The sequence below is a fragment of the Advenella mandrilli genome (assembly GCF_016595155.1).
Lineage (GTDB): Bacteria > Pseudomonadota > Gammaproteobacteria > Burkholderiales > Burkholderiaceae_B > Advenella > Advenella mandrilli.
In genome coordinates this window covers 153,361-176,671 of sequence record NZ_JAENGP010000001.1, presented here as the reverse complement: position 1 = coordinate 176,671, position 23,311 = coordinate 153,361, and the positions used below count along the sequence as shown (strand labels likewise).

At 48.2% G+C, this 23,311-nt stretch carries 21 protein-coding genes and 1 tRNA gene; 10 read left to right on the top strand and 12 right to left on the bottom strand.

Going from position 1 to position 23,311, the window contains the following annotated elements:
• Window positions 1-92 precede the first annotated feature (92 nt).
• The 6 genes from JHL22_RS00825 (at window position 93) to efp (ending at window position 9,016) form a co-directional block, all read left to right on the top strand.
• Window positions 93-257 (top strand): hypothetical protein, encoded by a 165-nt coding sequence (locus tag JHL22_RS00825; RefSeq protein WP_200232762.1) that lies wholly within the window; start codon window positions 93-95, stop codon window positions 255-257.
• Between the two features lie 188 nt (window positions 258-445).
• On the top strand, window positions 446-3,037 hold the full coding sequence (gene acnB, locus JHL22_RS00820) for a bifunctional aconitate hydratase 2/2-methylisocitrate dehydratase (RefSeq protein ID WP_200232761.1): 2,592 nt from the start codon (window positions 446-448) through the stop codon (window positions 3,035-3,037).
• A gap of 246 nt (window positions 3,038-3,283) precedes the next feature.
• Window positions 3,284-5,977, top strand: coding sequence for an aconitate hydratase AcnA (gene acnA / locus JHL22_RS00815; protein WP_200232759.1), 2,694 nt, complete (start codon window positions 3,284-3,286; stop codon window positions 5,975-5,977).
• A gap of 49 nt (window positions 5,978-6,026) precedes the next feature.
• Window positions 6,027-7,238 carry a DUF2863 family protein gene (locus JHL22_RS00810; RefSeq protein WP_200232758.1) on the top strand — a complete coding sequence of 404 codons (1,212 nt, stop codon included), beginning with the start codon at window positions 6,027-6,029 and terminating at the stop codon, window positions 7,236-7,238.
• On the top strand, window positions 7,222-8,385 hold the full coding sequence (gene earP, locus JHL22_RS00805; protein WP_200232757.1) for an elongation factor P maturation arginine rhamnosyltransferase EarP: 1,164 nt from the start codon (window positions 7,222-7,224) through the stop codon (window positions 8,383-8,385). Before JHL22_RS00810 ends, earP begins: the two co-directional genes overlap by 17 nt.
• Before the next feature lie 73 nt (window positions 8,386-8,458).
• On the top strand, window positions 8,459-9,016 hold the full coding sequence (gene efp / locus JHL22_RS00800) for an elongation factor P (RefSeq protein ID WP_200232756.1): 558 nt from the start codon (window positions 8,459-8,461) through the stop codon (window positions 9,014-9,016).
• Window positions 9,017-9,101: 85 nt separating this feature from the next.
• Here efp and JHL22_RS00795 read toward each other — a convergent pair whose 3' ends face one another.
• A complete protein-coding gene (locus JHL22_RS00795) occupies window positions 9,102-9,512 on the bottom strand; it encodes a PaaI family thioesterase (RefSeq protein WP_329610614.1) in 411 nt (136 codons plus the stop codon).
• A gap of 3 nt (window positions 9,513-9,515) precedes the next feature.
• Window positions 9,516-10,001 carry a YajQ family cyclic di-GMP-binding protein gene (locus JHL22_RS00790; RefSeq protein ID WP_200232755.1) on the bottom strand — a complete coding sequence of 162 codons (486 nt, stop codon included), beginning with the start codon at window positions 9,999-10,001 and terminating at the stop codon, window positions 9,516-9,518.
• 305 nt (window positions 10,002-10,306) lie between these two features.
• Between JHL22_RS00790 and JHL22_RS00785 the strand changes: the two genes are divergently transcribed.
• Entirely contained in the window at window positions 10,307-10,996 is a 690-nt protein-coding gene (locus JHL22_RS00785) for a tellurite resistance TerB family protein (RefSeq protein WP_234041027.1), read from the top strand.
• Window positions 10,997-11,049: 53 nt separating this feature from the next.
• Here JHL22_RS00785 and JHL22_RS00780 read toward each other — a convergent pair whose 3' ends face one another.
• The 8 genes from JHL22_RS00780 to JHL22_RS00745 form a co-directional block, all read right to left on the bottom strand.
• Window positions 11,050-12,189 (bottom strand): NAD(P)/FAD-dependent oxidoreductase, encoded by a 1,140-nt coding sequence (locus tag JHL22_RS00780; protein WP_200232753.1) that lies wholly within the window; start codon window positions 12,187-12,189, stop codon window positions 11,050-11,052.
• A 100-nt stretch (window positions 12,190-12,289) separates the two neighbouring features.
• The gene (locus tag JHL22_RS00775) at window positions 12,290-12,769 is read right to left on the bottom strand and encodes a DUF1178 family protein (protein WP_200232752.1); all 480 of its coding nucleotides are present in this window, start codon (window positions 12,767-12,769) and stop codon (window positions 12,290-12,292) included.
• A gap of 18 nt (window positions 12,770-12,787) precedes the next feature.
• Window positions 12,788-13,846: a magnesium and cobalt transport protein CorA gene (locus tag JHL22_RS00770; RefSeq protein ID WP_200232751.1), complete on the bottom strand. Its 1,059-nt coding sequence runs from the start codon at window positions 13,844-13,846 to the stop codon at window positions 12,788-12,790.
• Window positions 13,847-13,894: 48 nt separating this feature from the next.
• Window positions 13,895-15,046, bottom strand: a complete 1,152-nt coding sequence (locus JHL22_RS00765) for an acyl-CoA dehydrogenase family protein (protein WP_200232749.1) — start codon at window positions 15,044-15,046, stop codon at window positions 13,895-13,897.
• 84 nt (window positions 15,047-15,130) lie between these two features.
• Entirely contained in the window at window positions 15,131-16,018 is an 888-nt protein-coding gene (mmsB, locus tag JHL22_RS00760; RefSeq protein WP_200232748.1) for a 3-hydroxyisobutyrate dehydrogenase, read from the bottom strand.
• Between the two features lie 265 nt (window positions 16,019-16,283).
• Window positions 16,284-17,960: an AIPR family protein gene (locus JHL22_RS00755; RefSeq protein ID WP_200232746.1), complete on the bottom strand. Its 1,677-nt coding sequence runs from the start codon at window positions 17,958-17,960 to the stop codon at window positions 16,284-16,286.
• Between the two features lie 44 nt (window positions 17,961-18,004).
• Complete coding sequence (locus tag JHL22_RS00750; protein ID WP_200232745.1) at window positions 18,005-18,220, bottom strand: hypothetical protein; 216 nt, start codon at window positions 18,218-18,220, stop codon at window positions 18,005-18,007.
• Window positions 18,221-18,266: 46 nt separating this feature from the next.
• A complete protein-coding gene (locus JHL22_RS00745; RefSeq protein WP_200232744.1) occupies window positions 18,267-18,611 on the bottom strand; it encodes a helix-turn-helix domain-containing protein in 345 nt (114 codons plus the stop codon).
• A 146-nt stretch (window positions 18,612-18,757) separates the two neighbouring features.
• Here JHL22_RS00745 and JHL22_RS00740 point away from each other — a divergent pair, with 146 nt between their 5' ends.
• Window positions 18,758-19,420, top strand: a complete 663-nt coding sequence (locus JHL22_RS00740; RefSeq protein WP_200233146.1) for an acetyltransferase — start codon at window positions 18,758-18,760, stop codon at window positions 19,418-19,420.
• Between the two features lie 95 nt (window positions 19,421-19,515).
• Here JHL22_RS00740 and JHL22_RS00735 read toward each other — a convergent pair whose 3' ends face one another.
• A complete protein-coding gene (locus JHL22_RS00735; RefSeq protein WP_200232742.1) occupies window positions 19,516-20,457 on the bottom strand; it encodes a 2-hydroxyacid dehydrogenase in 942 nt (313 codons plus the stop codon).
• A 98-nt stretch (window positions 20,458-20,555) separates the two neighbouring features.
• Here JHL22_RS00735 and JHL22_RS00730 point away from each other — a divergent pair, with 98 nt between their 5' ends.
• A complete protein-coding gene (locus JHL22_RS00730; RefSeq protein ID WP_200232741.1) occupies window positions 20,556-21,830 on the top strand; it encodes an aspartate kinase in 1,275 nt (424 codons plus the stop codon).
• A 94-nt stretch (window positions 21,831-21,924) separates the two neighbouring features.
• Window positions 21,925-22,017, top strand: a tRNA-Ser gene (locus JHL22_RS00725).
• 86 nt (window positions 22,018-22,103) lie between these two features.
• Here the strand turns inward: JHL22_RS00725 and JHL22_RS00720 are convergent.
• Window positions 22,104-23,297 (bottom strand): thiolase family protein, encoded by a 1,194-nt coding sequence (locus tag JHL22_RS00720; RefSeq protein WP_200232739.1) that lies wholly within the window; start codon window positions 23,295-23,297, stop codon window positions 22,104-22,106.
• Window positions 23,298-23,311: the final 14 nt, after the last annotated feature.

Below are 23,311 nucleotides of genomic sequence, written 5' to 3'. Positions count from 1 at the left end.
GTAACCATAAAAATATACATCATGCTACTACGGTAAAAATATCACTGACTGTAAAAGTCACGAATTAAACTCGTAAAAAACAGATGAATTGTATGGGCGAATTATACCCTGATCCACCCACCAAAACGGCAGCTACCCAGATCATTATTAGAACTTTCTTTGATATTCTCCCCTTCCTGAAGAAGGTGCCGCAAAACAGTGAGGTTTGCCGCGCGCCCAATCAACAGAAAAAAACAAAAGATTATGCAACCGTGTAAAATCCGGCTTGGCCTGCATTACCTTCATTTTCCAAAACCGCACGTGAGTCCTGCCAGATACAAAATATTACTGCCATTTTGGAATTTATGTTGCTGCAAACAGCCAACTCTTATATAAGACATAAGACTTTTTCACGAAAAAGCCTTATAATACACAGGTTGTCTCTAATATTTTTTAAGGTCACGTCATGTTGGAATCATATCGTCAACACGTTGCCGAGCGCGCTGCGCTGGGCATCCCTCCTCTGCCTTTATCAGCCAAACAAACCGCTGATTTAATCGAATTACTCAAAGCACCTCCTGCCGGAGAAGAAAGCTATCTGCTGGATCTGATTACCCACCGTGTACCTGCTGGTGTGGATGATGCCGCTAAAGTCAAGGCTTCTTACCTGGCTGCGGTTGCTTTCGGCACCGAAAAATGCCCCCTGATCACCCCAGAAAAAGCGACCGAACTGTTGGGCACCATGCTGGGTGGCTACAACATCGACCCCCTTATCGACCTGCTCGATAACCCAACACTGGCCCCCATCGCTGCCGATGCCCTGAAAAAAACCCTGCTCATGTTTGATGCATTCCATGACGTTCAGGAAAAAGCAGAAAAAGGCAATGAAAACGCCAAGGCAGTGGTTCAGAGCTGGGCTGATGCTGAATGGTTCACCAGCCGTCCTGAAGTTCCTGAAAGCCTGACTATCACGGTCTTCAAAGTTGGTGGCGAAACCAATACTGATGATCTTTCTCCCGCTCCAGACGCCACAACACGTCCAGATATCCCCATGCACGCGTTGGCCATGCTGAAAAACAAACGTGAAGGCGCTGCATTCGAGCCCGAAGAAGACGGCAAGCGCGGCCCCGTAAAGTTCATCGAATCTTTGAAAGAAAAAGGCAATCTGGTTGCCTATGTCGGTGACGTTGTAGGTACAGGTTCTTCACGCAAATCAGCCACCAACTCAGTCTTGTGGTTTACCGGTGAAGACATTCCTTTCGTTCCTAACAAACGCTTTGGTGGTGTTTGCCTGGGCAGCAAAATTGCGCCTATCTTTTATAACACCATGGAAGACGCCGGTGCATTGCCAATTGAATTAGACGTTTCCCAAATGGAAATGGGTGATGTAGTAGAACTGCGCCCCTACGAAGGCAAGGCCCTGAAAAACGGCGAAGTCATTGCCGACTTCAAGGTTAAATCCGACGTCCTGTTTGACGAAGTGCGTGCCGGTGGCCGTATCCCCCTAATCATCGGCCGAGGTCTTACCGCCAAAGCCCGTGAAGTACTGGGCCTGCCCGCGTCAACCCTGTTCCGCCTGCCTAGCGAACCTGTCGATTCAGGCAAAGGCTTTACACTGGCACAAAAAATGGTTGGCCGTGCCTGTGGCTTACCCGAAGGCAAAGGCGTTCGCCCAGGTACTTACTGCGAACCCAAAATGACGTCTGTTGGTAGCCAGGACACCACCGGCCCAATGACCCGCGACGAACTGAAAGACCTGGCTTGCCTGGGCTTCTCTGCCGACCTGGTCATGCAGTCTTTCTGCCACACCGCTGCTTATCCAAAACCCGTCGACGTCAAAACACACCACGAACTGCCAAACTTCATCAGCACCCGTGGTGGTATTGCCCTGCGTCCTGGTGATGGTGTTATTCACTCATGGTTAAACCGCATGTTGCTGCCCGATACCGTTGGTACCGGTGGTGACTCCCATACCCGTTTCCCAATCGGCATCAGTTTTCCCGCCGGTTCCGGTCTGGTTGCGTTTGCAGCAGCAACCGGTGTCATGCCTCTGGACATGCCAGAATCCGTTCTGGTTCGCTTCAAAGGCAAAATGCAGCCCGGCGTTACCCTGCGTGACCTGGTTAATGCCATTCCTTTGTACGCCATCAAGAGCGGTGAACTGACCGTTGCAAAACAAGGTAAGAAAAACGTTTTCTCGGGCCGTATCCTTGAAATCGAAGGCTTGCCAAACCTGAAAGTAGAACAGGCATTCGAACTGTCTGACGCTTCTGCCGAACGTTCTGCCGCTGGTTGTACCGTCCGCCTGAACAAAGAGCCTATCATCGAATACCTCACCAGCAACATTACCCTGTTGAAATGGATGATTGCCAACGGCTACGAAGACGAACGCTCTCTGGCACGCCGTGTCAAAGCCATGGAAGCCTGGCTGGCCAACCCTCAACTGCTTGAGCCTGATGCAAACGCCGAATACGCAAGCATCATCGAAATTGACCTGGCTGATATCCACGAACCTATCGTGGCATGCCCGAACGACCCAGACGACGTGAAAACACTGTCTGACGTTGCCGGTGAAAAAATTGATGAAGTATTTATTGGCAGCTGCATGACCAACATCGGTCACTTCCGCGCCGCTTCCAAACTGCTTGAAGGCAAACGCGATATTCCGGTCAAACTGTGGGTGGCTCCGCCAACCAAAATGGACCAAAAGCAACTTACCGAAGAAGGCCACTATGGTGTTCTGGGCGTAGCGGGTGCCCGCATGGAAATGCCAGGTTGTTCTTTGTGCATGGGTAACCAGGCACAGGTTCGTGAAGGTGCTACCGTGATGTCAACCAGTACCCGTAACTTCCCTAACCGTTTGGGTAAAAACACCAACGTTTACCTGGGTTCTGCTGAACTGGCTGCCATCTGCTCTCGTCTGGGTCGCATCCCGACACGCGAAGAGTACATGGCCGATATCGGTATCATCGACGAAAACAGCGATTCCATCTATCGCTACATGAACTTCGACCAAATCGAAGACTTCAAGGAAGTTGCCGATACTGTTGGTATCTAAGTAACTAAAGTCAAAACCGTTTCAACCTGAAACGGTTTGGTTGAACATTAAAACAGGCCTTTTTAAGGCCTGTTTTTTTATTTATGCCCTTGCCGCCAATGAAAAAACCATAAACCTAATGCAAATTTGGCTAAATACTGCAAGCAAATACCTGCTGCCTAATGCTATCATTAGCATTAAACAATCAAAATCTTATAAATCCGCCGCAAGACTCTTTTGCCCATTAATTCAAACAGCGAGGTTAGCATGCCTTTTTCCAGCACTGTAAAAACACTCTCGGTCAACAATAAAACCAGGAAATATTACTCCCTTCCTGCCCTGGGTAAAAAACTCGATATCAAAATCAACAAGCTGCCCGTTTCCATCCGGATCGTACTTGAATCGGTATTACGCAACTGTGATGGCAATAAAGTTACCCAGGAACATGTGCGCCAGCTGGCCAACTGGCAACCCAATGCCAAACGTGAAGAAGAAATCCCTTTTGTAGTGGCTCGCGTGGTATTGCAGGATTTTACCGGCGTTCCTTTATTGGCTGACTTAGCCGCCATGCGTTCGGTAGCCGGAAAAATGGACCAAAACCCCAAGGCCATCGAGCCGCTGGTCCCCGTCGATCTGGTGGTTGACCACTCAGTCATGATTGACTACTTCGGTACCAAAGACGCCCTGGACCTGAACATGAAGGTTGAATTCCAGCGCAACAAAGAACGCTACCAATTCATGAAATGGGGCATGCAGGCCTTTGACACCTTTGGTGTTGTTCCCCCCGGATTTGGTATTGTTCACCAGGTTAACCTGGAATATCTAGCCCGTGGCGTCCACAAAGACGCCAACGATGTGTACTACCCTGACACCCTGGTTGGCACCGATAGCCACACCACCATGATTAACGGTATTGGCGTTGTGGGCTGGGGAGTAGGCGGTATTGAAGCCGAAGCGGCCATGCTGGGCCAGCCCTATTACATGCTGACCCCCGATGTCATTGGCGTTGAGCTTACCGGAGAGCTGCGTGGCGGTGTTACCGCAACTGATTTGGTACTAACCATTACCGAAATGCTGCGCAAGGAAAAAGTGGTTGGCAAATTTGTAGAATTCTGTGGCCCTGGCACCGCCAGCCTAAGCGTGACCGACCGCGCCACTATTTCCAACATGGCACCCGAATACGGTGCAACCATGGGCTTTTTCCCGGTAGACGAGCACACCCTTGACTACTTCAAGGGTACCGGCCGCACCGAAGAGGAAATTGAAGCCCTGGAGGCCTATTTCAAGGCCCAGAAAATGTTTGGCATTCCCAAAGCCAAAGACATCAACTACACCAAGGTCGTCAAACTGGACCTGAAAACCGTTTCTCCCTCTTTAGCCGGCCCTAAGCGGCCTCAGGACCGCGTGGAGCTGGGCAATGTTAAAAGAAACTTTGCCGAATTGTTTACCGCGCCCCCCGAGAAAAACGGCTTTAACCAGCCAGCAGAAAAATTCAATGTCGCTTATGAAACCCCAAATGGCGTTTCTCTTAAAAACGGCGACATCCTGATTGCCGCCATTACCTCTTGCACCAACACGTCCAACCCAAGTGTCTTGCTGGCGGCTGGCCTGTTGGCTAAAAAAGCGGTCAAAGCCGGTCTTACCGTTCAAAAGCATATCAAAACCTCATTGGCCCCGGGCTCCAGGGTGGTTACCGAATACCTAAGCAAAACAGGCCTGCTGCCCTATCTTGAGCAGCTGGGCTTTGATGTGGCCGCCTATGGGTGTACCACCTGTATCGGTAACGCCGGTGACCTGCTACCCGAATTCAATGAAGCCATTATCAAGAACGATCTGGTGTGTGCTGCTGTGCTTTCTGGCAACCGCAACTTCGAGGCACGCATTCACCCCAATATCAAAGCCAACTTCCTGGCTTCCCCACCACTGGTTGTCGCCTATGCATTGGCAGGCACCCTGAATATAGACTTAATGACCCAACCGGTTGGCAAGGGCAAAAAAGGAGACGTCTGGCTGGGCGATATCTGGCCAAGCGATGAAGAGGTTGAAAAACTGCTGGGCAAGGCCATGAATCCAAAGGCATACCGCAACAATTATGCCCAGGTCAAAACCAATCCTGGCGAGCTATGGAAAAAAATCAAGGGTGTTTCAGGCGATGTGTACAACTGGCCCAAATCCACCTATATTGCAGAACCGCCTTTCTTTGATGATTTCAGCATGACACCTGCCGCCATGCCGCCCATCAAACAGGCACGCGCACTGGGCATTTTTGGTGACTCGGTTACCACCGACCATATTTCACCAGCCGGTTCCATCAAAGAGACCTCTCCCGCTGGCAAATGGCTGCTAGACCACGGTGTCAAGAAACCCGATTTCAACAGCTATGGTTCGCGCCGTGGCAATCATGAAATCATGATGCGTGGCACCTTTGCCAACGTTCGCATCAAGAACCTCATGATTCCTGCCCTGCCCAATGGCAGCCGCTTTGAAGGGGGTGAAACCATTCACAAACCCAGTCAAGAGCAACTGCCCATTTACGATGCCGCCATGAAATATATTGCCAGTGGCACACCAACCGTCGTATTTGGCGGTGAAGAATACGGCACCGGTTCTTCACGCGACTGGGCCGCCAAAGGCACCCAGCTACTGGGGGTTAAAGCGGTTATTGCCCGTAGCTTCGAGCGCATTCACCGTAGCAATCTGGTGGGCATGGGCGTCTTGCCACTGCAATTCAAGGGCAATGACTCGGCAGAATCCCTGGGCATTACCGGAGACGAAACCTACGATATTAGCGGTCTGGAAGATGGCATCAAGCCACAACAGGATATCGTGCTCACCGTTCATCGCCCCGATGGCAGCAAACAGGACATTACCTTGCTGCTGCGCATTGATACACCGGTTGAAGTTGAATACTATCAGCACAGCGGTATTCTTCCCTTCGTTCTTCGACAACTTTTAGCATAAATAACCATGGCCCCTTTCATCATCTGTCATGAAAGGGGCCGTCCAAAATATGAGCAAACCCGTATTCGAAAAATTAAGCAAGGCAAGCCGGAACCTTGTTGACATTTGTAAAGCACTAAAACAATCCGGCTGTATTATTGAAGACCGGCATTGGGAAACCCTGATTGATCAAAAAGTGGTCGAGGTTTTCACGAGCAATAAAAAAAACCAGGTAGACCGTGCGCTTGATTTCCTGGCTTTAAGCGACACCGAAACCCATGATATTTTGCTGGAACATGCAGAAACCATGTCCGAATCCTGTACCTTGCAAAAAGACGGCATTCATTACGACTGCCTGTTCGTGGTGATTCCCGTCGTGGTCTGGACCCGGTTCCAGATTCCTTCTCCTGCACTATCCCTGAACACACAAACAGCCCTGGTCAATCTGCTAAAAAAACATATCAGTGCTTCTTCGGTGGAAATAGCCATTCACCCGCATCTATGCTCGGTAGAGCAGATGCCAAAATCCTTTGACCAAACCCATCTGTGGTGCAATGCACTGGCCCGGCAAGCCTTGAACTTGCCCGTCACACCGCTTTCCACTCCCAAGCCCCTTACCGAAGACCTGAGCATGCTGGCGGATACCCGTTATATCATGGCCGCTTTTTGTGTCGCTCAAAACCAGCCAATTTTCAAATGGCAGCAAGCCAGCGAACACTTTGCCGAACAACGCCAACGTTGCCTTCAGCCATGGCAGGAAGAAGCCCTGCCTCTGTTCAGGGAACTGTTACCCGCCTGCGGACTGGAGTTTCCACTGCCCGATGCGTTTTATATCGGCAATCGCGAAGCCGATAAACGTATCCGTTATGCGGCCCTGACCGCTTCCATTCAATGGTTGCAAAACACCCTGAACATTCCGGCTGAATCCTTTCGCGCTACCATTGCCGGCATTGGCGAAGAGCAGGTCAAGGAATACCGTATCGGCTTTACTTTCCTGGATTCCCATCAGGTTATTTATGGCTGCATGTGGCCCCTGTTCAGTGAAGAACAGGAAGAGACCATACCGGAAACCATTACTGAATCGGCACAAGTCCTTTATATCGTCGAGCAGCTGCAAGCCAATGGCATTAAGCATATCATTTGTATTAATGACATGCTCAAACCTGGCCTGCATGAAGAAACCGACGAACCGCTTTTCCCCAATCCCGCCGGAGAACTAACTTACATTAGCGCTCCTGATGATTTTGATGATATAGATATTTCCAGTGAACAGTTCCATTAAACGTCCTCCCCAAAGCATTGATATTTTCTGCAAGGTGATTGACAACTATGGGGACATTGGTGTGTGCTGGCGCCTGGCACGTGATTTGAAGGCAGAAAGCCAGGCCAGCATTCGCTTGTGGGTTGATGAACTGCACAGTTTTGGGAAAATCACCCCCGAACTGGACCCCTGCCTTAAGCATCAAGTTATTCAGGGCATTCACGTTCATCATTGGTGCAGTGATAACGCATTCACGGGACAACCGGCAGAAGTGGTTATTGAAGCCTTTGCCTGTGACCCGCCACCTGCTTGTGTACAGGCCATGAAAGGCAATACGCGTTTATGGCTGAACCTGGAATACCTGTCTGCCGAACCTTGGGTGGAAAGCTTTCATGCCCAACCGTCACTGCAGCCCAATGGCTTGGTAAAATATTTCTTCTTTCCTGGTTTCACGGCCAAAACAGGCGGTTTGCTACGTGAAAAAAACCTGCTGCCAGAACGTGACAAGTGGCAACACAACCAGCCAGAACAGAAAAATTTCCTGGCTCCATTTTTTAACGCAACCCAACTTGCGCTTTGGAAACAGGGCGCGGCAATCATTAATTTATTTTGCTACCCCAGCGCGCCGGTAGATGAACTGGTCCAGACCCTTGTTAAGGCCAATCAGCCCGTTTTGTTACTGGTTCCCGAAGGCGTGGCACCTTCACTAGAGGCCGAAGCGGCCCGCCTTTGCGCTTGCACAGCCCAAATATCCCCACTGCAGGTTATCCGTTTGCCATTTATAGACCAGCGCGACTACGACCGTTTGCTCTGGCTGGGTTCGCTTAATTTTGTTCGTGGTGAAGACAGTTTTATTAGGGCAATCTGGGCTGCCAGGCCATTTATCTGGCAAATTTATGAGCAGCAGGACCATGCACACATTATTAAACTGGATGCATGGCTTGCCAGCAGTCAAACCAGCATGCCGGTTGCAAACGTAATGCGGGCCTGGAACAATGCGACTGGTCCAGGCTCATTTTCCACACTTTTCCAAGATATTTTCTTCAATCCCGGTAATTACCAACAATGGGCCCAAGAAGCAGACAAATACTGCCAAAATCTTTCTGAAAACAAGACTTTATCCTTATCCATTTTAGATATTCATTATAAAATATCGCAAAAAGTATAAAATATCCGTTTTCCGATTCTATCGGTTTATATTACTGTAGATACACTACTCATTATTCCTGGAGTTATTATTAATGAAGACCGCACAAGAATTGCGCGTAGGCAATGTAGTCATGATTGGCACCGAACCTTTGGTTGTACTAAAAGCAGATTACAATAAATCAGGCCGAAGCTCTGCTGTTGTCAAACTGAAATTAAAAAATCTGTTAACAGCTTCAGGCAGTGAATTAGTTTACAAAGCCGATGAAAAATTTGAAGTGGTCATGCTGGACAAAAAAGAGTGTACCTACTCTTACTTTGCCGATCCCATGTACGTTTTCATGGACGAAGAATACAACCAGCACGAAGTTGAAGCCGATAGCATGGGTGACTCACTGAACTACCTGGAAGAAGGCATGACTGTTGAGGTGGTGTTCTACGAAGACCGCGCCATTTCTGTAGAACTGCCAACCATTATTGTTCGCGAAATCACCTATACCGAACCCGCTGTGAAAGGCGACACTTCCGGTAAAGTACTGAAACCAGCCAAAATCAATACCGGTTTCGAAATCGCTGTGCCCCTGTTCTGCAACATTGGCGATAACATTGAAATTGACACACGCACTAACGAATACCGTAGCCGTGTCATGTAATGCAAATGGTGTCTAACCATTGAAAGCAAAAAACCTGATGCATCAGCATCAGGTTTTTTTATGGCGTTGGCTTTAATTAATGGCTTTATTTTTTAACCAAAGAGTATTTAAACGTGCCTACTGCTGTTGCCAGCAGCAAATCATCATCAAGCCATACCTCGGAACGGGCAAAAAATATATTGCGCCCCTTTTTTTCTACAAAACCCCTGGCCTTTAGCATTTCACCATCGCCGGCACCAATAAAATTGGTGGTTAACGACAGGGTAAGCGCCTTTAATTCAGGGTCTCCGGGTGCAGAATAAATACCGCTATAACCGGCAACCGAATCAAGCAGGGTACATAATACGCCCCCTTGGACACGTCCAGTGCGGTTACCCAGATTGGTCCCCATCGGCAAATGCATTTGCGCATACCCTTCGGACCAATCACTTAAGGTAATGCCCATCCATTCCAGGAACGGATTATTAATGGGATAAACCGATACACAAGCACCCACGATTTAATCCCTGAAGTTATTAAAACTAAGCGGAGCATCGGCAACCTCTTTTTTCAGCAAAGCAATGACATCCTGCAAGGTATCCCGTTTGGCACCACTTACCCGTACGGTATCGCCCTGGATGCTGGCCTGCACTTTAAGCTTGCTGTCTTTAATGGTTTTAACTATTTTTTTGGCCAGATCTCCGGTAATTCCCTTTTGGATAGTGGCGTATTGCTTAAGCTTGTCGCCAGACATCTTTTCTTTTTTGCCGTATTCAAGAAACCGTAAATCTACACCACGCTTGGACAGTTTGTTAATTAGCACATCCTGAACCTGCCCCACCTTGAACTCGTCATCGGCAAAAATAGTTAACTCAAACTCTTTTTGCTCAATCCGGGCGTCCGAGCCCTTGAAGTCAAAACGGGTGGCAATCTCTTTATTGGCCTGCTCAACCGCATTCCTTACTTCAATCATGTCTGCTTCACTCACGACATCAAATGATGGCATATTTTCTCTTTCCTTTTAATGGTCATATTAATCATCTATATAAAGATTAGCATATTTTAACCGCTCTGGCCGACAGGCAGATGGACATCAAGCCTGTCTTTGATGATGCCTGTCTTTGATGATGCCTGGCTTAAGACAGGTTTAAGCACTCTCCAGCGGTTCACAATTCTTAGCAATTGATTTTTGCAACTGTTTATTGATTTCATTAAAATTGTCGGTATATGCGGTCTGGCAAGCGTACAGACAAAAATTAAGATCGAGGGCTGTTTAGGCATCGATCCATTCATTTAAAGCGGAGCAAAACCATGAGTGCATTGAATATTCTTGAAACATTACTAGGTGCTGGCAAAGACCTAATGGTACAGGCTGGCAATACGGCAAAAAACGCCACTACCGGTAACAACCCTCTCATTACCGACAAAGACAAAACCACATTGGGCGCAGGTGCGCTGGCTGTGTTACTGGGTAAAAAAACCGACTCTAGCCTGGCCACTTACGGTGGGCTGGCTGCTTTAGGTACGGTTGCCTACAAAGCATTCAAACGCTGGCAGGAAAGCCAGGCCGAACTGGCGGCTCAAGGCGTCAATGTGGCCGCGGACATTCCCATGCCACAACCCATCAACCAGATCTCAGCAGAAAAAACTGAAACCACTAGCCGTGCCCTACTCGTGGCCATGATTACGGCAGCCAAGTCAGATGGACATATACAGGCAGAAGAAAAAGCCCAGCTAGACGCCCATTTTTCAAAAATTTCAGATCCGCAAGATAGAGCCTGGCTACTGGCTGAAATGAACAAACCTGTTGACCCTGCGGCCGTAGCCAACCTAGCCTTGAATGACCCCCACCTGGCATCACAAATTTATGTGCTTAGTGTCGCCATGGTTGATGATGCCAATTTCATGGAACGCTCTTACCTGGATGAGCTGGCAAAGCAGCTGAACCTGGACCACAGCCTGAAACACGAACTGGAAGCCCAGGTCAAACAGCAGATATAACGTTTTTTATCGGATTTGCGCGTAAAACCCCGTCGTTCAGGGCGGGGAGGATGTCAACGGAAGCGATTAGGAGAAATTACCGCCGGGTCTACTTTTTCTTTAAGCAAAGTGTCTGACAGGGGCTGATTCAGGATTAATGCACTGGCCAACTCAGACACACCGGCTGAAGACTGAATCCCGTAGCCACCCTGTCCGGCCAACCAGAAAAAGCCCTCTGCACTCTGGTCAAAACCCACTACCAGGTCACCATCATTCACGAATGAGCGCAAACCCGCCCAAATATGATTGGGGCGGCGAATTTTGAAGGTTGTTGCCTCTTCAATATAGTAAATACCGGTGGCTACATCCAGTTCCTCGGCCACGACATCCTGTGCTTCTACCGGATCGGCATTGGCTGGTGAGCCCAGTACTTGCCCCGCATCGGGTTTGAAATAATATTGTTCGCCAATATCCACCACCATGGGTAAAGTGGCCAGATCCAGCCCTTCAGGGGCATCAAAAGTAAAAGCAGTACGACGGCAAGGTTGCAACCCTACCGGTGCCACATTGCTTAAACGGGCAATGTGATCGGCCCAGGCGCCAGCTGCGTTAACCAGTGTTTTGCACTGAAAACTGTCGCCATTGGCCAAGTTTACCTGCCATTTGTCATTAATACGCTCGCATTGGATAACCTCCGCGTTGTTTTGCAGTACCGCCCCATTTTTTCTCATGCCTTTAAGATATCCCTGATGCAAGACATCCACATCAATATCTTCGGCATTACGCTCAAACACGCCCCCATACAGAAGCTCTTTTTTCATGCAGGGCGCCATCTCTACAATTTTGTCCGGATCAATAAACTCGACATTGGGAGACAGGGCCAGTGCTTCGACAAGCATGCTATCCAGTTCTTCTTTTTGATCTGGCCGCCCCACGTAAATACACCCTCGTGGATGCAAAACGGGCTGGTCGGTAAACCTGCTTGATTGGGCCTGTTCAAAAAATGTGCGTCCGGCACGGGTTAGTGCCTGGATTTGTGGCGTGCCATACGTTTCCATAAACATGGCGGCAGAACGGCCGGTTGAATGGTAGCCGGGCTGCGATTCCCGTTCAAGCACCAATACGCGCACTTGTTTGGACAGACGGTATGCCACTGAAGCACCGGCTATACCGGCACCAATAACGATCACATCAAATTCATTTGCACGACTCATGCTTGGGCTCCAGAACAGGAAGGGTTACTTACAATGTTGATTTATTGATTCTGTTTTTCATTATACCTATACGAAATTTTATACCGTATAGGAAAAACACTTATTGAAGCTGGTTTTCATCCAGAAAATCGGGAATTGGCATCACTTCTATCCCCTCTTCCTGCAAGGCTTGCCGTTGCTCTGGGGTGGCATTACCACGAATAGGCCGTTCTTTGGCCTCACCATAATGAATGCGTCTTGCCTCTGCCGTGAATTGCTTGCCGACATCTTCGGTTTGTTTAACATAAACACGCAACTGCTGCATGACCGCTGCCTGGATTTTAGCCAGTTCTTTGTCATTAAGGTTGGCGGTCGCTTCCATCTTAGGGGCCTGTTTTAGCGGAGCCGGCTGTTTTTCTTTTTTAAGATGGGAAACATTAAGGCGCGGTGCCGACAGCATTTTGCTAATTTTGCCGTTACCGCATAGGGGGCAGGTTAAAAGCCCTCTTTCCTGTTGTGAATCATAGTCCTCATGGGATGAGAACCAGCCCTCGAATATATGATGTGCTTCACACTGGAGGTCAAAAACTTTCAAGGCCATAATAACTCGATTAAAAATTTAAAGCCAGCCGGATTTTTTAAAACGCCAGAACAGGAATCCGCAAACCCCAAACATAAGCGCCAGTACAAAAGGATAGCCCAACGCCCATTCCAGCTCTGGCATCAACCTGAAGTTCATGCCATAAATGCCGGCAATGGCCGTAGGCACCGCCAGAATCGCGGCCCAGGAAGCCAGTTTTTTAGTGATATCAGTCTGGTGGTTTTGCCCAATCATCATACTGGCTTCAAAAGAAAATGCCAGGGCCTCACGCAAAGAGTTAATCTGTTCTACCAGGCGTGCCACCCGATCTGACACAATACTAAAATTAGAGCGGGAATCCATTTCCACTACATCAATCCTGACCAGCGACAATTTGCGACAAATTTCTATGATGGGTGAAATAGCCGTATGAATTCGCAACAAATCACGCCGCTGTTTATATAGCTTGCGAATATCATTTTCTTTCAGTCCTTCTAGCAGCATTTGGTGCTCTGCCTGTTCCACTTCATATTCCAGCCGGGCCGTTAAGTCTGTATAGCTGTCAGCCAGCACATCCAGAATTTCCGCTGCCACGTAATCGCTTCCGCGGGCGATCAGGTCGGGACATCCTTCCAGTCTTTCCCTAAGGAGGGTATTTGATACCGCTGCGCCACGCCTGACGGTCATCAGAAAACCAATCCCGAAAATAATCTGGATTTCACCAAAAACGGGTTTTCTGTTGTTTTCCTTGCTTACCGTCATGGCAACAATCTGGATATATTCCCCGTAATCAATCACTTTGGGACGGCCGTGTTTTTTAATAATTTCTTCAGTCGCATCGGCACTTAGCGACAACTGGCCGCAAATATGCTGCAACTCGGTTTTGCTGGGGTCTTTCAGGCCCACCCACAACAGGCGGGTTGGCTCTTTTCGATAACCGGCAATCTGCTCAATCGACAGGGTACCCCTGCGCCTGCCGTGCACGTATTCAACCGAAGCAACCACACCGCTTTTAGCGGGCTTAGCCACTGTATCTTCTTTCTTGCTTTCTGTTTCTGTCGGATTTTCCGCGTTGTTCAGTTTTTCTTTCGTGGTCATGATTCCTCCTGTACAGCCAAACAGGAAGAATCATACCATGCCAATATATCAAGCTTGATAATCGGCCAGGCCACGGGCAATCAGCATGCGCTGGATTTCACTGGTGCCTTCATATATCTGGGTAATGCGGGCATCCCGATAATAACGCTGCACCGGATAGTCTTCCAGATAACCATAACCACCATGTACCTGAATGGCCATTGAACAAACTTTTTCCGCCATTTCAGAAGCCATCAGTTTGGCCTGGGCCGCTTCAGACAAACAAGGAATACCCTGGTTTTTAAGGGAGGCGGCATTCAAAACCATAAGACGGGCGGCATTGATTTGGGTATGCATGTCGGCCAGCATATTGGCAATACTTTGATGTTGGGCCAGGGATTTACCAAACTGTACCCGCTCATTGGCATATTTTAAAGCCGCTTCAAAAGCTGCCCTGGCAATACCCACGGCCTGGGCACCAATGCCAATCCGGCCATTTTCAAGGTTGGATAAAGCAATGGAAAGCCCCTTGCCCCTTTCACCCAACAGGGCACTTTCCGGCACCGTGCAGTGATCCAGCGTAATGGCGCAGGTATCAGAAGCCCGAATTCCCATCTTGTGTTCTACCCGACTCACGATAAAACCGGGCGTATGGGTAGGCACCAAAAAAGCGGACAGCCCTTTTTTACCCCGGTCAGGATCAGTCACCGCAAAGATGATGGCTATTTTTGCCCGCTTGCCGTTAGTCACGAATTGCTTGGCCCCGTTCAATACCCATTGACCATTTTCAAGTACCGCGCGGGTTTTTAAGTTATGGGCTTCAGATCCGGCCTGCGGTTCGGTAAGGCAAAAACTGCCAATCGCCCGGCCCGATGCCATTTCAGGCAACCATTGTTTTTTTTGCTCGTCGTTACCCGCGTTTAACAAAACACCACAACCTACTGAATTATGCACACTCATCATGGTGCCGGTTGCCGCATCTGCCGCAGAAATTTCCTCTATGGCCAGCGCATAAGATACATAATCGGAAAATGAGCCGCCCCACTCTTCGGGCACCACCATACCCAGCAGGCCAAGCTCACCCATTTTTTCAACAATGGCATCATCTATCCAGCCATTTTTTTCAGCCTGTTCGGCCTGGGGTGCGATTTCATTTTGTGCAAAATCCCGTGCCATATCACGGATCATTCTTTGTTCTTCGCTTAATGCAGTACTAAACATGGATATTCCTTCCTTCTTTTTCAGGCAGGCAAACCGGAGTGATTTTTACCAGGCATCACCCCAATGATAAATAAATATGAAAACTTATTTTGCGGAAAAAAGCTTGATGATGGCTGAGAAATCCAGCTGGCCATTGCCCTGTGCACTGAATGTCTGGTACAGCTGCTGTGCCGCTGCCCCCAGCACCACCGGTACTTTGGCCGCTTTAGCCGCTTCGGTTGCCAGCCCCAGGTCTTTCAGCATTAAATCAGCACCAAAACCACCCGCATAACCTTTTGAAGCGGGTGCCGTTTCCACCACACCCGGATACGGATTATATACTTCGGTGCTCCAGCAACGGCCCGAAGAAGTATTGATAATTCCGGCAAGAATTTTAGGGTCCATCCCCAGCGACACCCCCAGGTTCATGGCCTCGGCCGCGCCAATCATGGAAATGCCCAGCAACATGTTATTGGCCACCTTGGCCACCTGGCCATTGCCTGTACCACCGCAATACACAATATTTTTACCCATTGTTTCTAACACAGGCAGGGCTTTGTCAAACACATTTTTTTCACCCCCCACCATAAAGGTAAGGGTGCCTGCCTGCGCCCCGCCTGTACCCCCGGAAACCGGCGCATCCAGCATGGCATTACCGTGAGCGGTGGCCTGTGCGGCAACATCGCGTGCCGTTTGCGGATCTATGGTGGAAGAGTCTATCAGCAAGACGTGCTTGCCTACCGCGGCCAGCACGCCCTCTTCTCCCAGATAAACCTGTTTTACATGGGCGGCGGCCGGCAACATGGTAATTAACATGTCTATTTCCGAACTGGCTACTTTGGCCGGTGACGCCGCCCGAATGGCACCTGATGCTTCCAGCATTTGCACTGCCGATTCAACCAGATCATAGACATAAACCTGATGTCCCGCCTTCAGCAAATTAAGCGCCATGGGGGCTCCCATATGGCCCAGGCCAATAAATCCGATATTCATGTAAGTCTCCGTGTTGTACTGTTTTATTATTGAATAAATTATGTACGATAACCATACTGGCAATCTGCTGTACAGACTGTCATTTTAGAGACGTTTTTCAATCATTTCAGAAAACGGATCGTTTTGCGGGAAAGCACTAATCCTGGGATAATAGTTATTCACACGCGGAGCATGGAACGAAGAAGCTGAACACCTGTTCAACCGACCCATTCCCATGCTCCGCGTAAGAACGCAAGACGCGATACTCTCAAAACAATTCAAAAACTTATACAACAGGCAAATACTCTAGCAAATCACCCCGCCTGAAAGTAGCTGAAAGCTGCTGCAACGAAACATCACGCTTACCATATATTTTATTTAGGGCATTCTGCAACAAATCTGCTGCCTTATTCAGATAAATGCTTTTATTTTCTTCCAGATCCTGGACGAAAACCGCTAAATTTTTGTGGTTAATATTCTTGAAAGACAGCTGATGGTTCTCAAGCAGTTCCTGCCCAATCAACATGGCCATGTAATGAGCGGAATACGGCAAAAATGAAGGCTCTGGTTTTATATAAACAGGGCGTTTTCTTTCATTTTCCGCTACCCGAAAAACCAGCACTGCCAACACAGCCTGGGCAGGTGTTAAAGACTCAAAAACCATTTTGTAAAGCTTGCCAAACAATTCTTTTCTGCGAAACTTGCTTTGATGAGGCTTTTTACGCCACACAGCCATAACAGCCTCGGCAGTAATGGCACTGGTAATTTGTTTGCCGGCAACGGATGCATCATCACGAAAGCGCTTATAGCTATACCCCAATTCCTGAATACCTGTTTCCAGTTGGTATTGAATCGGGTCATTCGATTTCAAGTCTCTTAAATCAACCGGATTCTGGCTATTGGTTGCATAGGTAATTTCACGAATAAAATCCTGGTCATCTTCTGCAAGCTCATACAGACGCAATAAAACATAGACATTATCGTAACGGTTCTGATTATTGGGATCATTCAAGGTATGTTGAATGGTTTTGCAAGTTTGCCCACCATTAATAACCTGAATATTTTCCAGTTTGAGTTGGTAGTTTTCACCTTGAAGGGCATTATGACGAAACTTCTGGCACACCATCGTGATGCCATTATTAAAAAAATAAAAATTGTTTTGTTTATTTGTATCAGTCAGAGTCTGGTGAATAGACTCATTAACACGATTGGCGTGCAGCCCTAAATAACGCCAGATATTTCTTTCCAGTAAAAGGTCATGGTTTCTGTTAAAGAGCTCGGCTATTTCCCGAACGGCAACTTTCCCAACCAGCACCCGCCGAAAATTGAAGTCTTCAATAATGGCCTTGCCGGAAAGCGTAATACTGTCACTAACGGTTTTTTTACGCTGTAAAACCTGAACAATGTTGTCATGATTAAAATGAACCCATTGCACCTGTTCATTATTCATGCCTGATTGCTCTATCCAGCCTTGTGCCTCTGCATCCCATTTACTGCCATTGTTACACAGCATTAAGCGCACATTGGGAATGTAGCCATCCTGAATAAGGGAACGAATATCTTCTATCCGTGGCTTTAACTTCTCATTTACACTTAAAGGTTTAGATGGATCAAACAAAACAAATAGCATGTTAATGGCATTTTTTACGCCATTTTCAGGAAAATTGGACTCACCATCCAGGTTTTTATGTTTGTATTTTCCCTGAAAGATGGTAACGGTGAACTCACCATCATCAACTTCGCCCAAATGAATCGCATCAACACCAGCATCACCACCGCCCTCTGTCAGAAAATCAAAAGCCTCTTCCGTTTCTAAATCAAGCGAAGTCATGACAGATAACAAAACAAAAGCGAGTGATTTCTGTCTGGTTGGGTCAGTGCCTGCCAATTCTGCCAGTTGGTTACCATACTGCGCAAGCAATCCCTCCAGACGCTGGTCTACGATACTGGCATTGATATTCATATTGAATTTACCTTTTTAGACGGGCTAAACCAGCAAAAATTGTATCACAAGCGACTGCGCCGCTTGATTTCCTCTGCCGCCAACTCACCCGGCCAGGCCGCCAGCGCCTCATCGGAAAGCTCGGCCAGAATTTCAGACAGGCTGACTGTCCTGATATGGTTGGGCGGTTCAAATTCGTATCCGGCAGCAATCATTTCAGCCTGGATTTCTTCGGTAATGAAAAACGGTTCTTCTAACGGTTGGTTTTGATCTTTTTGCATGGTTTTCCTTGATTGGCAATTATGATATAAAAAAAATGCAATAACGCTACCGCTCAAGACGATTAACCAGTTTTTCAAGAATATCCAAAACCATTATCCGGTCATCGTGCACCAGTTTAGACAATAGGCCATCAATATAAGTGGCCTGATCTGTAGATCGCGCACTCGTCTCTGTCACCAGGTCGGCAATACTGCATTCAAAAACATCAGCAAACTCACCTAACCGTACAACAGTAGGTAAGGCCACGCCTCGTTCAATTCGCGATACGGCTTCAATACCAATACCCAGCTGCTCAGCCACCTGCTCTTGGGTAAGCCTACAGGCAACACGTCGTTTTGCAATAGCACGACCTACCAAACTAGCTAAATGCTTTGTTTTTGCTTCAGACATACCCTCTCCATTCACAACTCGAATAGTCGGGTATCATCGCAATGAGTTTAAGGACTTAATAAGTTGACAAGCAACCTATTAAGTTGATAACCTATGAAAATCTGGCCAATACACTATTTTTTTCAGATTTTTTTACTGTCGCTCAAATGAAAAACCCTCTATACGCTGTTTATGGTGCAAGTGGCTATGGCCGCGAGGTTATGCCGTTGTTACGCGCGCAATTACAAGCGCAAAAAATTGATTCAAGTCGCCTCATATTTATAGATGACAACCCTGAAACTGATGCCATCAATGGGCACTCAATTTTTAAATTTGATGATTTCATGCAAATTGAGGCAAGCGAACGGTTTGTCACACTGGCTATTGCCAATAGTATTATTCGAGAAAAACTGGAAAAACGCTGCCAGGAAAATAATATTCAGTTTTTGGATGTTGCTGCTTCAAATGTATGCGTAATGGACAATGTCAATATAGGGGAAGGTAGTATACTCAGCCCATTTTCGAGCTTGACGTCAAACGTCCAGATTGGGCGTCAGTTTCATGCCAATATTTATAGTTATGTAGCACACGACTGCATCATTGGAGACTATGTTACTTTTGCCCCTGGGGTGAAATTGAACGGCAATATTATTGTTGAAGACCATGCTTACATTGGCACCGGGGCCGTTATTAAACAAGGTAAACCCGGTGAACCCATTGTTATTGGTCACGGTGCCGTAATAGGTATGGGAGCAGTAGTAACCAAAAGCATCCCGCCCGGTGTTACTGTTATTGGCAACCCGGCAAAGCCCTTAATTAGGCTAACTTAAGCACTTATACAACAGGCAAATACTCTAGCAAATCACCCCGCCTGAAAGCAGTCAAGAGTTTTAATCTTTCCGGTCTGTGCTTTCTACTGCTCCAATCACACCACCCTGCTCAACACATTCCCCTCGCGGAAAAAAGCGTCCAGGTTATCAATCACCCGTTGCGACATACGCTGGCGGGTTTCTACGGTTGCACTACCAAGGTGAGGCATAAGCACAACATTATCCAGTTCCATTAACGCTTCAGGCACATAAGGTTCATGTTCAAATACATCCAGCGCGGCACCGCCCAGGCGCCCATCCTGTAGCGCCTTGATCATGGCCTCTTCATCAACAACCGTTCCACGCGATACGTTGATTAACAAACCCTTAGGTCCAAGCGCCGTCATGATTTCATCATTAATTAAATGATAAGTGGTGGGCCCACCCACACACATAACAAACAGGAAATCGCTCCAGGTTGCCAGTTCCTTTAAAGAAGGCTCATAACGGTAAGGCACACCCTGTTTTTCTGAGCGATTGTGATAACGGATTTCGCAGTCAAACCCGGTCAGCCTTTTGGCAATTGCCTGTCCAATATTACCCAACCCGAGAATTCCCGCTTTTTTCCCTGTAATACTGCACATTAAAGGAAATTCGGCTCGTGTCCATTGCCCCTCACGCACAAAACGATCGGCCCTTACTAAACCACGACCAGCACCCAACAACAAGGCCATAGCCGTATCGGCCACACAGTCATTCAAAACGTCGGGGGTATTACCCAGTTGAATACCCCGCCGTCCCAGTTCTTGAGCATCAATAGAATCATACCCCACCCCGAAGCTGCTAACGACTTTCAGGGCAGGCAGGAAATCCAGCCATTCATTTTTAAGTCCATACTTGGCAGAGGTAACAACAGCGACACATTCCTGACAACGTGTTTTCAATGTCTGTACGATATCTTCATGTTCCCACAGCTTGACCACCTCATAATTACTGGCCAAATATTCATTAATCAGGGACGGTGCTGGACCAATCTGTACAACATGATTTTTTTTCATCGTTTGCTCTCCATCTTTACTTAACTTTTTGATAACTCGTTGTAGAATATCAGGTTTCAGGCCCAATTGTGGGCAACTTTTCTTCTTCAATCATCAAGATGTCTCTAACAGTCCATAAATACGGTGGCACCTCAATGGGTTCCATCGAGCGCATACAAAATGTTGCGAAACGTGTCGCCAAATGGCATGCAGCAGGCCATCAGGTAGTTGTCGTTCCTTCAGCCATGTCCGGCGAAACCAATCGCCTGCTTGGCCTGGCCAAAGAGCTGTCCACCGACGCCGATCGCCGGGAACTGGATATGCTTGCCTCAACCGGTGAACAGGCCAGCAGTGCATTACTGGCCATTGCGTTGCAAGCGCAAGGCGTACCTGCACGCAGCTACACCGGCTGGCAGGTACCGGTTAAAACCGACAGCGCCTTTACCAAGGCCCGTATCAAGTCTATCGATGACAAACGCATCCGCGCCGATCTGGATAACGGTAAAGTGGTTATTGTTACCGGTTTCCAGGGTATTGACCCCGACGGTCACATTACCACGCTTGGCCGTGGCGGTTCAGACACGTCGGCAGTTGCCGTAGCAGCCGCCCTCAAGGCCGATGAATGCCTTACTTTCACCGACGTAGATGGCGTTTATACCACTGACCCCCGCGTTGTTCCCGAAGCCCGCCGCATGAATGTGGTGTCTTTCGAGGAAATGCTGGAAATGGCCTCACTGGGTTCAAAAATCCTGCAAATCCGGGCAGTTGAATTCGCCGGCAAATACAAAGTACCCTTACGCGTTTTATCATCACTCACCGATCCTTTAATTCCAGTCGAAGAAGAAAAAAATTCGGGAACACTTATTACTTTCGAGGAAGACTCAAAAATGGAAGCTGCCTTAGTTTCTGGTATCGCCTTCAGCCGCGATGAAGCAAAAATCACCCTGTTGGGCGTACCCGATAAACCCGGCGTGGCCTTTGCCATTCTGGGCCCCGTAGCCGATGCCAATATCGACATCGACATGATTATCCAGAACCAGTCTGTTGACGGCACGACCGATTTCTCTTTTACCGTCAACCGCAACGACCACAAACGTACTCTGGACGTTATCAATCAAGTCGTGATCCCGCAAACTGGAGCCCGTGAAGTTATTTCCGACCAGAAAGTGGGCAAGGTTTCCATCGTGGGTATTGGTATGCGTTCACACGCCGGTGTTGCCAGCCTGATGTTCCGCACCTTGGCCGAAGAAGGCGTCAACATTCAAATGATCAGCACCAGTGAAATCAAAACCTCTGTGTTGATTGAAGACAAATATCTGGAATTGGCGGTTCGTGCCCTGCACAAAGCGTTTAGCCTGGATAGCGATCCAAGCAACTCAGCAACTGAAGAATAAAGGCGAAAATGCTGTTTTTTAGCTAAAAAATAGCATTTCCAAGACAACCCTGTTGACACAAGCGGGTAATATTAGTTAGAATCTCTCTTTCTTTGGAGATGTGGCCGAGAGGTTGAAGGTACTCCCCTGCTAAGGGAGCATACGGCTTATACCCGTATCGAGGGTTCGAATCCCTCCATCTCCGCCAAAGATACTAAAAAGCCCTTGAATTTATTCAAGGGCTTTTTTTATTATCTGCCGCATGGAATAGAAAGGCTCCCCAAAAACCGTAAACTAATCCAAACGCTGAACGATCGTTGCCGTTGCCATACCGTGACCGATGCACATTACTTGCAGCCCAAGCTCACCGTCAACGTGACGTAATCCTGCTAACAGCTTGGCCATTAAACCCGCGCCCGTCCCACCTAAAGGATGACCATGTGCGATGGCACCCCCCCAAGGGTTAAAAATCGCTGCATCGGGTTTAAACTCGCGTTCAAAAGCAAGCGCCACACTGGCAAACGCTTCGTTGATTTCTATCCAATCCAGATCGTTAATGGTTAAACCCGCTTTTAGAAGTGCCTGCCGTGTCGCTGGAATAATCCCGGTTAGCTGCATGACGGGATCGGAACCAACCACGACGCGCGCCAGAAATTTTGCCTTGGGTTTAAGCCCCAGCCCAGTGGCGGCACCATAACGACCCACCAACACCGCCGCCGCACCGTCAGACATCTGGCTCGCATTGGCTGCGGTCACTTTACCCGTTTCTGCCGACCTGAAAACAGGCGCCATCGCATCCATGCGGGTTCTATCAATCACATCTCTGATGCCTTCATCGCAATCCAAGGTGATCGCATTACCTTCTTTATCTACCCCTTGTAAAGGGACGATTTCAGCATGTAAACCGACGTCACGTGCAGCCTTGGCACGCGCGTGGCTTTCGACAGCATAATCATCCAACTGTGAACGCGTTAAGGACCAATGGTCTGCAATAAGTTCGGCACTTTCTACCTGATGCGGGATAGCAAAACGTTTGAGCAGATCCGGATGCAAATTATCAAAGCCCGCAAAGTCATGCTGCCCCAAGGTCATATCCAGAAACATCGGCACCCGACTCATGCTTTCCACACCACACGCAATGGCAAAATCCAGGTCTTGCATACCCACAGCCTGGGCTGCTGCATGAAGTGCATACTGGCTGGAACCACACATACGATTCATCGAAACGCCAGGTACGCTTTCAGGAAAACCCGCAACCAATAAAGCCTGGCGCGCGATATTCCCACCCTGCTCACCCGCCTGGCTAACGCAACCTGCCAATACATCACCTACCATAGAAGTCTGCACACCTGAGCGACTGACAAGTGCTTCAAGCGCGGTGGCCAGCAACGTATCGGGGCGCGTATTTCTTAACGCGCCACCGCGACGGCCAAATGCCGTGCGCACAGCCTCTAGAATAACCACTTCATTAGCATCTATCTTATTCATATGTTTACCCTTTA